Below are 12,200 nucleotides of genomic sequence, written 5' to 3'. Positions count from 1 at the left end.
GATTCAGAGTTTCAGCGGCAGGCTGCGCAGGCGTTGGCCGGTGAGCTTGAAGACGGCGTTGGCGACCGCCGGGGCGATCGGCGGCGTCGCCGGTTCGCCCATGCCTTCGGGATGGGCGGCGCTGGCGAGGATGATGGTTTCGACTTCCGGCGCCTGGTTCAGGCGCACCACCGGGTAGTCGTGGAAGTTGCTCTGCTCGATTTTGCCGTCGCCGATCGTCACCGCGCCGAACAGCGCCGCCGACAAGCCGAAGATGACGCCCGACTCCACCTGCTGCGCGATGATGTTGGGATTGACCGCCAGCCCGCAATCGACCGCGCATACCACCCGGTGCACGCGGATTTCCGCGCCCTCCACCGATACCTCCGCCACCTGCGCCACGATGGTGCCAAACGATTGGTGCAGCGCCACGCCATGCGCGCGGCCGGCCGGCGCGGCGCCGGCCTTTTTCACCGCCGCGTCCAGCACCGCGACGTGGCGCGGGTGCTGGCGCAGCAGCGCGCGGCGGAACGCGACGCTGTCCTGCCCCGCCGCATGCGCCAGCTCGTCGATGAAGCTTTCCTTGAAAAAGGCGTTGTGCGAGTGACCCACCGAGCGCCAGTAGCCGAGCGGCACCGCGCTGTCCACAATTACATGGCGGATGCGCTGGTTAGCGAAGTGGTATTGCATGTCGAATTCGCCCTCGGCCGTGGTCTTGTCCGGGCCGGCGGCCGGCAGACCCAGGTTGCGCTTGAAGAATTGGTGCGAAATCGAGCCGCTGGCCGATTTGTTGTCGTAGCCGAGCACATTGCCCGCCGCGTCCAGCGTGGCGCTGAAGCGCGCCAGCGCCGCCGGGCGATACACGTCGTGCGTGGTGTCGTCTTCGCGCGACCAGATCATTTGCACCGGATGGCCGTCCGCCTGCACTGGCGATGGCGACCGCCTGCGCCACCATGTCGACGTCGAGCCGCCGCCCGAAGCCGCCGCCCAGCAGCGTGACCTGCAATTCGACGTCCTTGGCCGATACGCCGCCGACCCTGGCCGCGATGTCGGCCGCGAAGCCCGGCGACTGCGTCGGCGCCCACACCCGCACCTTGCCGTCCTTGACCTGCGCCGTGCAGTTGACCGGCTCCATCGCCGCATGCGCGAGGAACGGCGCGCGGTATTCCGCCGTCACCGTGCGGGCGACGCCGGGCGCGCGGCCCTCCACCGCGTCCATGTCGCCGGCCTGGTAGTAGGCGTGGCCGTCCTCCCGATCCAGTTTCGCCGCGAAGCCGGCGTAGATGGCGTCACTCGACAGCCCGGCCAGCGGGCCGTCGTGCCATTGGATGTCCAGCGCCAGCGCGGCCTGCCTGGCCTGCCAGTAGCTTTTGGCGATCACCGCCACGCCGGCGCCGGCGCCGCTTTTGCCGGCAGCGCGGCGGCGTCATCCACCACCTTGAGCACGCCCGGCATCTTCAGCGCGGCCGCGCTATCGACGCTGGCCACCGCGCCACCGATCACCGGCGCCATGCGCACCGCCGCGTACAACATGCCCGGCGGCCGCACGTCGATGCCGAAGATGGCCGTGCCGTTCACCTTGGACGGCGTGTCGCGGCGCGGCTGCGGCTGGCCTATCAGCTTGAATTCCTGCGCGGTCTTGAGCCGCACCTCGCCCGGCCTGGCGTCCGCCGCGCGCGCGGCCAGCGCGCCGTAGCCGAGCCGGCGGCCATCCGCGTGGAGCACGAATCCGGCCTCGGTGCGGCAGTCGGCCGCCTGCGCCGACCATTCGGCCGCCGCCGCGGCCACCAGCATGGCGCGCGCGGCGGCGCCGGCTTCGCGCATCGGCTGCCAGGCGTCCTTCACGCTCGACGAGCCGCCGGTGATGACCAGCCCAAGCTCGCGCGCGACTTTGCCGACGATCCAGCTGACCGCCGATTTCAGGCGCCCGGTGTCGTCCGGATGGAACGGCAGCCCGTCCTTGAGCATGGCAATGTTGCCGAAGATTTTATCGAGCGGCGCCTGCACCACCTGCGGCGGCCAGCGGCGCGTCCATCTCCTCGGCCACCAGCATCGGCAAGGCGGTGTACACGCCCTGCCCCATTTCGCTGCGCGGCACGGCGACCGTCACCGTGCCGTCCGGCGCCACGCCCACCCAGCCGTTGAGCTGCACGCTGTCGCCGCTGAGCGGCAATGGCAGCGATCCATTGAGCCGCTGGCGCGGCGGCATCACGCCCCAGCCCACCACCAGCGCTCCGCTCGCGGCCAGTCCGCCCAAGATGAACCGGCGCCGCGCCGCGCCCTTCGCTCCCTGCATACCTGTCTCCCGCGTTGTTATTTTTGCCAGCGTGTGAGCATATCATCCGCCATCAGCGGACGGCTGTAGAAGTAGCCCTGCGCCAGATTGCAGCCGTGGCGCAGCAGGAAGGCCGCCTGCTCCTCGGTTTCGACGCCTTCGGCGATCACCGACAGGTTCATGCTCTTGCCCAGCTGGATGATCGCGATGGCGATCGCCTCGTCGTTGGCGTCGGTCGAGATGTCCTTGATGAAGGAGCGGTCGATCTTCAGCGTCTGCACCGGCAGCTGCTTCAGGTAGGCCAGCGACGAGTAGCCGGTGCCGAAATCGTCGATCGCCAGCGCCACGCCGATCGAATGCAGGTCGTTGATGAAGACCATGGCGTCGCCGGTGTTCATGATCACCGATTCCGTCACTTCCAGTTGCAGGCGTTGCGGCTCCAGCCCCGTGTCGCGCAGGATGTCGGCCACCATGTTGACGATGGAGCCGCGCTCGAACTGCCTGGCCGAGAGGTTGACCGCGATTTTCGGCACGTGCAGGCCGGCCTGCTGCCAGCGCACCATCTGGCGGCAGGCCTCGTGCAGCACCCACTTGCCCAGCTGGTTGATGAAGCCCGTGTCCTCGGCCAGCGGGATGAAGCGGATCGGCGGAATCAGCCCCAGTTCCGGGTGGTTCCAGCGTACCAGCGCCTCGACGCCGACCAGGCGGCCGGTGTCGATTTCCACCTGCGGCTGGTAGTTGAGGAAAATCTCGTCCTTTTCGATCGAGCGGCGCAGATAGGTTTCCAGCCGCAGGCGCTCGACGCCCTCGCCCATCATGAACGGCGCGTAGAAGCTGAAGCCATTGCGCCCGCGCGCCTTGGCCTGGTACATGGCCACGTCGGCGTTGCGGATCAGCATATTCAGGTCGGTGGCGTCGTCCGGGAACAGCGAGATGCCGACGCTGCAGGTGACAAACAGCTCGTGCCCGGCCACCATGAACGGCTGCTCGAACATCTGCACCAGCTTTTCGGCGACCAGGCTGGCGCCGTACTGGTTGTCGATATTCTCCAGCAGCACGATGAATTCGTCGCCGCCCAGGCGCGCCAGCGTGTCGCCTTCGCGCAGGCGTTCCTGCAGCGCGCCGGCCACCTGCTTCAGCAGCTCGTCGCCGATGTGGTGGCCCAGCGTGTCGTTGACGTTCTTGAAGCGATCGAGGTCGATGAACAGCAGCGCCAGCTGCTGGCCGTCGCGCGAGGAGCGCTGCAAGGCGTGCTGCAGGCGGTCATTGAACAGCAGGCGGTTCGGCAGCGCGGTCAGCGGGTCGTGGTGCGCCAGGTGGTCCAGCTTTTCCTGCGACTCCTTGGCCTTGGTGATGTCGCTGAACACGCCCACATAGTGGGTGGCCTGGCCGCGCGTGTCGCGCACCGCGCTCACCGTCAGGAATTCCAGATACAGCTCGCCGCTCTTGCGCTGGCTCCACAGCTCGCCGCGCCAGAAACCCTGGTCCAGCTGCTCCTGCCACATGTTTTCGTAGAACGCCTGTTCGTGCCGGCCGGAGCGCGTCAGCGTGCGGTCCTTGCCCAGCGCCTCGGCCTCGCTGTAGCCGGTGATCTGCGTGAAGGCCGGATTGACGGCGACAATGGTGCCTGCGGCGTCCAGCACCACCACGCCGTCGGCGATGTGCTCGATGACGGTGGCCGACAGCCGCAGTTTTTCTTCCGCTTCCTTGCGCGCGGTGATGTCGGCGAACACCCAGATGCTGCCCTCGTTGGCGCGGCTGTGGTCCAGCGCATAACCGCTGACCAGGCACCAGAACACGCTGCCATCCTTGCGGCGGTACTGGCGCTCCTCGTTGAAGTAGTCGCCGTGCGACAGCGACGGATACTGGCGCGCGCCGGAGGCCTCGAAGTCGAAGGCGTCGAGGAACATGATGGCGGTCGAGGCGCCGGCCATTTCGCCCGGCCCGTAGCCGAACAGCTCCTCGCAGCGGCGGTTGACCGAAACGATGGCGCGCCGGCGCACGAACATCACGCCGAACATCACGTTGTCGAGAATCGCGCTTTGCTCGGCCAGCAGCGCCTCGATGCGCATCTCATTGTGCTTGCGCTGGCTGATGTCGGAGATGATGCCGTCCACCCACGGCGCGCTGCTGTCGCCGTCCGGCTGCTGCGGCTGGCCGTTTTCCTGCACCCAGCGCTCGGCGCCGGTGGCGTCCTGGATGCGGTACTCCACCTCGTAGGGCTGGCCGTCGCGGATCGATTGCGACACCACGCGCCGCTGCTTCTTGCGGTCTTCCGGCGCGATCAGGTTGGTCCACGCATGGGTGGTGCTGCGCATGAACTGCGCCGCCGGATAGCCGGAGATGTCCTCGATGGCGTCGGAGACGAAGTCGATCGGGCCGTCGGGCCGGAAGCGGAACACCGCGCCCGGCACCTGCGTGACGATGGTGCGGAAGCGCTCCTCGCGCTGGCCGATGTCCTCGAACAGGCGCTTGATCGCCACCCGCATCTGTTCCAGTTGCTGCGCCAGGCGTCCCAGCTCGTCGCCGCCGCGCACTTCCAGCCGGGTTTCGAAGTCGCCGTGCGACAGGCGGTCGGAGAAGCCCATCAGCTTGCGCAGCGGCTTGATCAGGCGCGCATTCAGGAACAGCACGATCAGCACCAGCGACACCATCAACTGCGCCGCCAGCACGAACACGTACGACCACTGTTTCTCGCGCAGCTCCTGCTGGCTGCGGGCGTCGTCCATTTCAACCATGATGCGGCCGATGCGCTCGCCGCGCACCAGGATCTCGCGCTCGGCGCGGTAGACGTTGCCGCTGGCCACGCGCGGCGAGCGCACGTGCATGAACTGGGTGTCGGCCTGGCCGACCACCTGCACCTGCAGCACCGCGCGGTCGCGCATCACCGATTCGACCAGCGAGTGGGCCGATTCGGCGTTCATATTCCACAGCGATTCCTGCATGCCGAGCGCCAGGATGTCGGCGTTGCGTTGCAGCGATTCGTTCAGCGCCACGCGCGCCGACTGCTGCTCGTGCACGCCGATCAGCAGATAGCTGCCGATGATGGCCGGTATCACCAGGCCGCCAAAGACTACCAGCAACAAGGCCCCATAGATGGATTGACCGTACAGCGCACCGAGGCGGGTACGCAGTTTCGGGTAAATCGTGCTAGTCATGCACCGGCACAGCGTCGTGTTTAAATTGCATCATCGGTCTGAGGTTGTTACTTGGTAGGAATTATGCCCGTAAAACATCGGCAAAAAGTTACTGACCGAGCAAAAATCCCGCAGCCACGCTATGATCGCGGCTCTTTTCCCACACATAGGAATTCGCCATGACCACTTTCTCGATGTACTCCGCCTCCATTCCTGTGTTTAAGCAGATTCTGAACAGCCTGCATGCCATTCTGGACAAGGCCGAGGCCCACGCCGCCGACAAGAAGATCGATCCGGCCGCGCTGCTGAACTATCGCCTGTTCCCGGACATGCTGCCGTTCACGCGCCAGATCCAGATCGCCTGCGACTTCGCCAAGGGCGCGGCCGCGCGCCTGGGCGGCCTGGAAGTGCCGTCGTATGAGGACAAGGAAGCATCGTTCGCCGATCTGAAGGCGCGCATCGTCAAGACGCTGGCGTATATCGACAGCGTGCCGCAGGCGTCGATCGAGGGCAGCGAAGGCCGCGCCATCACCACCGGCAGCGGCGAGAAGACCAAGCACTTTGTCGGCCAGACCTATCTGTTCCACTATGCGCTGCCGCACTTCTACTTCCACGCCACCACCGCTTACGACATCCTGCGCCACAACGGCCTGGAGATCGGTAAGAAAGACTTTATCGGCAGCTACTGATCGCGTCGTCGTTCCCGCGCAGGCGGGAACCTATGGAACGCTTGCTCAGCATGGATTCCCGCCTGCGCGGGAACGACGGCGGCTAGGTGTTGCGGCGCGGGTAGCCCTGCGCCAGGATGCGCTGCCAGACCAGCTCTTTTTGCTCGGCGCTCATGGAAACCCAGTGCGCCACCTCGACCACCGTGCGGCCGCAGCCGCGGCACACCTCGTCGAAGGTGGTCGAACACACCGCCACGCACGGCGTGTCCGGGCGGACCGGCAAATCGCTCATGGCTTCTCCATCAACTTGTCCCAACCATCATGGCCGAGCTTTTCCAGCGTCTCGATATTCTTGTCAAAAATATCCGACGCCTCCGGGAAGGCCTCGACCGCGCGGTCGATGCTGTCCTCGCGCAGCAGGTGCAGGGTCGGGTACGGCGAGCGGTTGGTGTAGTTGCTGATGTCGTTTTGATCCGTCCCGGCAAACTGGTATTGCGGGTGGAAGCTGGCCACTTGCAGGAAACCGTCCAGGCCCAGGTCTTCCAGCGCGGCGTCGGCCACGTCCAGGAATTCGTTGTAATCGAAGAAATCGGCCAGCACGTTGGGGTGGATCAGCAGCGTGGTGTCGATCCGCTCCGGATCGGCGTCGGCCAGATGCTGTAGCTCTTCCATCAACTTTTCCAGCAGCTCTTCCGGCGTTTGCGCCTCGCTGACCACATAGCGCACCTGCTTTTTCACGTGCACGGACTTGGCGAACGGGCACAAATTCAGGCCGATGACGGCTTTTTCCAGCCAATGCACGGTGTCGGCGATGACCACGTCGCGGTCGATGGCGGGACTACTCATATTGCGATTCCTCAAAACTTCTTCAAAAACGGAATTGTACGCACTCTTGGCCGCCGCGCCTACTTGCGTCAATCTGCGCGCATCTCGCGCTTATTTGCCGGGAATTATTGCTTATAAGAATTTGTAATATGGCCGACATATTTCTTGACTCGTCCGGATGACCTTCGTACACTCCACGTTTATTCATAGTCCACGCGACGTTTCAATTCGCCAACTCACGGAAAACTATGCAAGCACGCAATTCCACCACCGCTGTCCTGGCCGCCCTGGTCGCGCTGTTCGCGCCGGCACTGGTCCAGGCCAACGAGCTAGACCTGGACCAGCCAACCATCTCCACCGCGCTGTCCCCGCTGCCCAAACCGCACCTGCCCGATCTCGCTTCCACCCTGAAAATCAACAAGCCGGCCAAGCTGGCCGAGGAAGACGCGTTCCGCGAAAAAGACGTCTGGGGCCGCATCCGCAGCGGCTACGCCATTCCCGATGTGAATAACGACCTGGTCGCCAAGCACGTCAACTGGTACGCCACCCGTCCCGACTACATCGCCCGCACCACCGCGCGCGCCTCGCTATACCTGTTCCACGTCGTCTCCGAGCTGGAAAAGCGCGGCATGCCGACCGAGCTGGCGCTGCTGCCGTTCATCGAATCGGCGTTCAACCCGAACGCGCTGTCGAGCGCCAATGCGGCCGGCATGTGGCAGTTCGTGCCCGGCACCGGCCGCGACTTCAACCTCAAGCAGGACGCCTTCAAGGACGAGCGCCGCGGCATCCTGGCCTCGACCGACGCCGCCCTGACCTATCTGCAGCGCCTGTACGATATGTTCGGCGACTGGCAACTGGCGCTGGCCGCCTACAACTGGGGCGAAGGCTCGGTGCAGAAGGCCATCAAGCGCAACCAGGCGGCCGGCAAGCCGACCGACTTCGAAAGCCTGGCCGACCTGATGCCGGCCGAGACGCGCAACTATGTGCCCAAGCTGCAGGCGGTCAAGAATATCGTGGCCAATCCGCAGCAGTTCGGCCTGAACCTGCCGCTGATCGACAACACGCCGTATTTCACCGCGGTCGACAAGACCAGCGATATCGACCTGACCGTCGCCGCCCACCTGGCCGAGCTGTCGGTGGACGAGTTCAAGGCGCTCAACCCGCAATTCAAGCGCCCGGTGATCGTCGGCGGCGAGGACACCAAGATCCTGCTGCCGAAGGAAAACGCCGAGAAATACCACGTCAACCTGGCCCAGTGGACCAAGGAACTGTCGTCGTGGACCACGCACAAGATCACCAGCGCGCGCGAATCGATCCGTTCGCTGGCGTCGCGCTTCCACACCTCGCCGGACGTGATCCGCCAGGCCAACAACATTCCGCAAAACTCCGTGCTCAAGGCCGGCTCGACCATCCTGGTGCCGAAGCTGTCCGCCTCAGCCGGCACCAATATCGGCGCCGACGTGGCCGACAACGCCACCGTCAGCTACGACAACGAGCGCGCCACCACCGGCAAGTCCGGCTACAAGCTGGCCAAGGCCAGCAAATCGAACAAGTCGGCGCCGGTGTCGCTGGTCAAGGCGCGCGTGCCGCGCGACGCGGCCAAGAACAAGAAACACCGCAAAGCCAACTAAAACCCGTCCAGGCCCGCCACGGCGGGCCTGTGGCCGTGATTCAGCAGTTGCGGATGCGGCTTACACGTCCTACAATCTTGGTCTTGCGTGTCGGGCAAGTCTCGCACACTAAAAAAACATAACCAACACTGACGTCGCCAGCCAGCTCGCCGGGCTAGCCTGGGCACGCAGTTGCAATCGGAGTTCCTATGGCGTTCTTGCAAGGCAAAAAATCCTCATCACCGGTCTGCTGTCGAACCGTTCCATCGCTTACGGTATCGCCAAGGCTTGCCATCGCGAAGGCGCCGAACTGGCGTTCACCTACGTGGGCGAACGTTTCAAAGACCGCATCACCGAATTCGCCGCCGAATTCGACAGCAAGCTGGTGTATGACTGCGACGTCTCCAGCGACGAGCAGATCGAAGCGCTGTTCGCCGACCTGGGCAAAAGCTGGTCGCAACTGGACGGCCTGGTGCACGCGATCGGCTTCGCGCCGCGCGAAGCCATCGCCGGCGAGTTCCTGGACGGCCTGACCCGCGAAAACTTCCGCATCGCCCACGACATCTCGGCCTACAGCTTCCCGGCCATGGCCAAGGCCGCGCTGCCGCTGCTGAAAAACGGCTCGTCGGTGCTGACGCTGTCCTACCTGGGCGCGATCCGCGCCATCCCTTACTACAACACCATGGGCCTGGCGAAAGCCTCGCTGGAAGCGTCGGTGCGCTACCTGGCGGAAAACCTGGGCAAGCTGGGCATCCGCTCGAACGGCATTTCGGCCGGCCCGATCAAGACCCTGGCCGCGTCCGGCATCAAGGACTTCGGCAAGCTGCTGGGCTTTGCCTCGTCGCACGCGCCGCTGCGCCGCAACGTCACCATCGAGGAAGTCGGCAACACCGCCGCCTTCCTGCTGTCGGACCTGGCGTCGGGCATCACCGGTGAAATCACCTATGTGGACGGCGGCTTCTCGCACGTCATGGGCCTGAACGCGGAAGACTACCAGTAAGCCGCAGCGCCTTGACGCCGCCATCAACGCCCCGCCTCGCGGGGCGTTTTTTTGCTGCGGCGTCGGCAAACCGGATTAGTGTAGGATACCGGCATGAAAGCACCAACTCACCTGGCCATCGCCCTGAGCGCGGCCCTCGGCGTGGCCGCTTGCGGCGCCGCCGCGCAAGATGCGCCGGCGCCCACACCTGCCGCCGAAGCCGGCGCGCCATTCACCGTCAACGGCGAGCAGCTGGCGCTGCCGATTCCGAAGTTCTGGAAGCTGGCCTGGATGGAGGGCGCCGCCGACGCCGACTACGTGGCCGAGTACATTCCCGAGGACGAGGACATCAACAGCTGGCGCGGCGGCTACTTGCAGATCAGCCGCGCCGCCTATCCGCCGGCGGACGTGCTGGCCCGGCTGGCGGAGGCCAGGGTCAACATCAGCGACATGGCGCTGGCGCAGCACATCAGCACCGCCGCCCGCCACTGCGGCGGCCGCCATGAGGCGATGCGGACGCAGGCGCTGACCTACAACGGCATCCGGCTCGCGCTCGGCGGCGGCTTCTGCGACCAGTACGGCCCCGCCGCGCCCTTTGGCGAAGGCGCGTATATCGCCTTTGTCGAAGGCAAGGATTACATGTTCCGGCTGCACTACGGCTGGCGTCCGCGCACGCCGGCCGAGCGGGCCAGCTACCTGCCGTGGCGTCTCGCGCCGGCTGCCGACGCCTATTTTCAGGATGCATTGAAGGCCGCCACGCTGTGCGGCGGCAAGGACCAGCCGCCCTGCGCCTGAGGGCGGCCGCCATCGGGCCCATTGCTCGGGACGGACGATGCCGCTACACTTGCCGGCATGTCAACCGAGCCGTCCGATGAATCCCTGATGCTGCGCTACGCCGCCGGCGACCTGGCCGCGTTCCGCGAGCTGTACCAGCGCCATCATCGCGGGCTGTATCGCTTTGTTGCGTGGCGTTCGCCACGGCGCGACTGGGTGGACGAGGTGGCGCAGGAGGCGTGGATCGCCTTGCATCAGGCGCGGGAGCGGTATGCGCCGACGGCCAGTTTCCGCACCTTCCTGTATCAGATTGCGCGCAACCGGCTGGTCGATTTGCAGCGCAGGGCGCCGCCGCTGTCGGACGAGCTGGCGCCGGAGCCGGAAAGCCCGGCGGCCGATGCGCGGCTGGAGTCGCAGCAGATGAACACGGCGCTGCACCGGGCCATCCGCGCGCTGCCCGGCGAGCAGCGGGAGGCGCTGGTGTTGCAACAGTTCAGCGGCTTGTCGCTGGAAGAGATCGCGGTGCTGACCGAGGCGCCGATTGAAACCGTCAAGAGCAGGCTGCGCTACGCCATGCGAAAATTACGCGAGCAGATGTCGAGCGGCATGGCGGCGCAGGAGGAACAGGCATGACACGCAGCGAGCACAACGGGCAGGATGACGAACTGGACGCCTTCATGGCGGGCCAGGACGCGTTGTCGCGCCAGCTGGCGGCATTGTCGCAGCCGGAGTCGACGAAAGGCGTTGACGACGCCATCATGGCCTCGATAGCGGCGCAGCTGGCGTTAGAGGCGGCGCGGCCCGCCGGCGGGCAGCCAGGGCTTCGCTGCGCCGGCCGCGCACATTAGCGGAATCACGCAGCGTCCGGCGGCCAACATGGCGCGCTGGCGCGTGCCCGCAGCGCTCGCCGCCAGCTGCATCGGCGCCCTGCTGCTGACGCTCGAATGGCAGCGCAACGATTATCCCGCGCCAACTGCCGCCGCCTCGGCCGAGCAAACAGCGCCAGCACCGGCCACCTCGTCCGGCCCTGCTGCTTCGCCCGGCCCGGCTACCTCGTCCGCCCCGGCCGCTTCGCCCACGCAAGCCGGCTCCCCCGCGCGGGCCGTCCCACCGAAGCAAGCCGCCGCGCCGGCACCGGTCACGTCGCCAGCGCTGGGGGCTTCGCCCACACAAGGCGGCTTGCCCGCGCGGGCCGTCCCACCGAAGCAAGCCGCCGCGCCGGCACCGGTCACGTCCGCAGCGCCGGGTGCTTCGCCCACACAAGCTGGCTCGCCCGCGGGGGCCGTCACGCCGAAGCAAGCAGCCTCGCCGGCACCGGTCATGTCGGCAGCGCCGGCTGCTCCGGCGGAGGCCGTCATTGCCGGACAAGCCGGGATCGCGGCAGCGTCTTCCCGCGCGCCGCGCGCACCAGCCAGCGCCTCGTCCACCCTGCCAGCGTCAAAACACGACGAACCGGCTGGCCTGGCAGACTTGGCAGCGCTGGACGTGCAGTCAACGCCTGTCCTGCCCGCGCCTCCCGCGCCGCCACCGCCACCGCCCCCACCAGCGCCGCTAGCGGTCGAGACGACGGCACTGGCCGCCGCGCCGGCCGCCGCGCAGCCGCCATCGTCCACCGTGGTGATCGACCTGGCCGAGATTGCCCCGCCGGCAGCGCCGGGCCTGCTGTCGTTCGCCGCGCGCTCCGCGCCGCCGTTACTGCGAGCTCCGGCCCCGGCATCCGCTGCGGCGGCAGCGTTGGCGCCGACCACCATCACCGTCACCGGCGCCGCCCGCAAGGCCGCGCCAGTGACGCCACCCGACGCCCGCGCCGCCGACTGGCTGCACGCCATCGACGAAATGATGAAAGCCGGCCTGCGCAAAGACGCCCTCGACGAGTGGCGCAAATTCCGCCAGGCCTACCCCAACTACCCGATCCCGGAACAACTGGCCAGGCAAATCGCCGCCATCGACTAA

9 protein-coding genes and 2 pseudogenes are annotated in these 12,200 nt (G+C 66.4%); 7 read left to right on the top strand and 4 right to left on the bottom strand.

Annotated elements, in window-relative coordinates; translation table 11 throughout:
- Positions 1–3: 3 nt before the first annotated feature.
- Positions 4–2,275, bottom strand: a pseudogene (locus ACRQ5J_RS11250) (molybdopterin cofactor-binding domain-containing protein).
- A gap of 17 nt (positions 2,276–2,292) precedes the next feature.
- Positions 2,293–5,412: an EAL domain-containing protein gene (locus ACRQ5J_RS11245; protein WP_432383338.1), complete on the bottom strand. Its 3,120-nt coding sequence runs from the start codon at positions 5,410–5,412 to the stop codon at positions 2,293–2,295.
- A gap of 158 nt (positions 5,413–5,570) precedes the next feature.
- Between ACRQ5J_RS11245 and ACRQ5J_RS11240 the strand changes: the two genes are divergently transcribed.
- The gene (locus ACRQ5J_RS11240; protein WP_432383337.1) at positions 5,571–6,080 is read left to right on the top strand and encodes a DUF1993 domain-containing protein; all 510 of its coding nucleotides are present in this window, start codon (positions 5,571–5,573) and stop codon (positions 6,078–6,080) included.
- An 82-nt stretch (positions 6,081–6,162) separates the two neighbouring features.
- On the opposite strand, the gene ACRQ5J_RS11235 is transcribed toward ACRQ5J_RS11240, so the two are convergent.
- On the bottom strand, positions 6,163–6,351 hold the full coding sequence (locus ACRQ5J_RS11235; RefSeq protein WP_432383336.1) for a DUF1289 domain-containing protein: 189 nt from the start codon (positions 6,349–6,351) through the stop codon (positions 6,163–6,165).
- Positions 6,348–6,905 carry a DUF1415 domain-containing protein gene (locus tag ACRQ5J_RS11230; protein ID WP_432383335.1) on the bottom strand — a complete coding sequence of 186 codons (558 nt, stop codon included), beginning with the start codon at positions 6,903–6,905 and terminating at the stop codon, positions 6,348–6,350. The genes ACRQ5J_RS11235 and ACRQ5J_RS11230 overlap by 4 nt, the downstream gene beginning before the upstream one ends.
- Positions 6,906–7,132: 227 nt before the next feature.
- Here ACRQ5J_RS11230 and ACRQ5J_RS11225 point away from each other — a divergent pair, with 227 nt between their 5' ends.
- From ACRQ5J_RS11225 to ACRQ5J_RS11200, 6 genes and pseudogenes are all read left to right on the top strand, one after another.
- Positions 7,133–8,515 (top strand): transglycosylase SLT domain-containing protein, encoded by a 1,383-nt coding sequence (locus tag ACRQ5J_RS11225; RefSeq protein WP_432383334.1) that lies wholly within the window; start codon positions 7,133–7,135, stop codon positions 8,513–8,515.
- 188 nt (positions 8,516–8,703) lie between these two features.
- Positions 8,704–9,494: pseudogene (fabI, locus tag ACRQ5J_RS11220) on the top strand (enoyl-ACP reductase FabI).
- 93 nt (positions 9,495–9,587) lie between these two features.
- Positions 9,588–10,268: a hypothetical protein gene (locus tag ACRQ5J_RS11215; protein WP_432383333.1), complete on the top strand. Its 681-nt coding sequence runs from the start codon at positions 9,588–9,590 to the stop codon at positions 10,266–10,268.
- A 57-nt stretch (positions 10,269–10,325) separates the two neighbouring features.
- On the top strand, positions 10,326–10,880 hold the full coding sequence (locus tag ACRQ5J_RS11210) for a sigma-70 family RNA polymerase sigma factor (protein WP_432383332.1): 555 nt from the start codon (positions 10,326–10,328) through the stop codon (positions 10,878–10,880).
- Positions 10,877–11,095: a hypothetical protein gene (locus ACRQ5J_RS11205; protein ID WP_432383331.1), complete on the top strand. Its 219-nt coding sequence runs from the start codon at positions 10,877–10,879 to the stop codon at positions 11,093–11,095. The genes ACRQ5J_RS11210 and ACRQ5J_RS11205 overlap by 4 nt, the downstream gene beginning before the upstream one ends.
- 43 nt (positions 11,096–11,138) lie before the next feature.
- Positions 11,139–12,200, top strand: a complete 1,062-nt coding sequence (locus ACRQ5J_RS11200; RefSeq protein WP_432383330.1) for a hypothetical protein — start codon at positions 11,139–11,141, stop codon at positions 12,198–12,200.

The sequence above is a fragment of the Duganella sp. P38 genome (assembly GCF_050859475.1).
In the GTDB taxonomy this organism is placed as follows: Bacteria; Pseudomonadota; Gammaproteobacteria; order Burkholderiales; family Burkholderiaceae_D; genus Rugamonas.
Note: the sequence above shows the minus strand (reverse complement) of the source record. Positions and strands in the feature narration are given on the sequence as shown.

Bases quoted from the DNA above. Each gene is read 5' to 3' on its own strand.
- ACRQ5J_RS11245 (WP_432383338.1), bottom strand. From the start codon at position 5,412: ATGACTAGCACGATTTACCCGAAACTGCGTACCCGCCTCGGTGCGCTG.
- ACRQ5J_RS11240 (WP_432383337.1), top strand. From the start codon at position 5,571: ATGACCACTTTCTCGATGTACTCCGCCTCCATTCCTGTGTTTAAGCAG.
- ACRQ5J_RS11235 (WP_432383336.1), bottom strand. From the start codon at position 6,351: ATGAGCGATTTGCCGGTCCGCCCGGACACGCCGTGCGTGGCGGTGTGT.
- ACRQ5J_RS11230 (WP_432383335.1), bottom strand. From the start codon at position 6,905: ATGAGTAGTCCCGCCATCGACCGCGACGTGGTCATCGCCGACACCGTG.
- ACRQ5J_RS11225 (WP_432383334.1), top strand. From the start codon at position 7,133: ATGCAAGCACGCAATTCCACCACCGCTGTCCTGGCCGCCCTGGTCGCG.
- ACRQ5J_RS11215 (WP_432383333.1), top strand. From the start codon at position 9,588: ATGAAAGCACCAACTCACCTGGCCATCGCCCTGAGCGCGGCCCTCGGC.
- ACRQ5J_RS11210 (WP_432383332.1), top strand. From the start codon at position 10,326: ATGTCAACCGAGCCGTCCGATGAATCCCTGATGCTGCGCTACGCCGCC.
- ACRQ5J_RS11205 (WP_432383331.1), top strand. From the start codon at position 10,877: ATGACACGCAGCGAGCACAACGGGCAGGATGACGAACTGGACGCCTTC.